Raw genomic sequence first — 464 nt, forward strand, 5'->3', positions numbered from 1 at the left:
ATCGCCGGTGCCGGCATAGGCCGAGGCAAACAGGAAGTCGTTCCAGATGTTGGTGAACTGGTAGATAACGGTGACAACGATGATCGGCAGCGAGTTCGGCAGCATGATGCGGCGGAAGATCTGGAAGAAGCTGGCGCCATCGACCTGGGCGGCCCTGACCAGTTCGGTCGGAAAGGCCTCGTAAAAATTGCGGAAGAACAGCGTCGTGAAGCCGAGGCCATAGACGACGTGGACGAAGACCAGATTGACCGTCGAATTGCCGAAGCCGAAGTTCCAGCCGGTGGCGTTCTGCAGCGTCATGCCGAAGCGGCCGAGCGAGCCGAGAATGGTCGCCATCGGCAGCAGCACCGACTGGAACGGGATGAAGCAGGCAAACAGCATCAGCCCGAACACCAGCGTGTGGCCGGGAAAACGCCATTTGGTCAGGACATAGCCGTTCAGCGCCCCGAAGAAGGTGGAGATCA

Annotated in this window: 1 protein-coding gene; it reads right to left on the reverse strand. The window is 59.7% G+C overall.

Annotation, left to right across the window (positions count from 1 at the left end; all coding sequences use genetic code 11):
• On the reverse strand, nucleotides 1–464 hold a 464-nt coding region (locus ACQ7C1_RS31785; RefSeq protein WP_430961226.1), incomplete at both ends, for a carbohydrate ABC transporter permease.

It is taken from the genome of Rhizobium sp. Nf11,1, from assembly GCF_050587665.1.
In the GTDB taxonomy this organism is placed as follows: Bacteria; Pseudomonadota; Alphaproteobacteria; order Rhizobiales; family Rhizobiaceae; genus Rhizobium.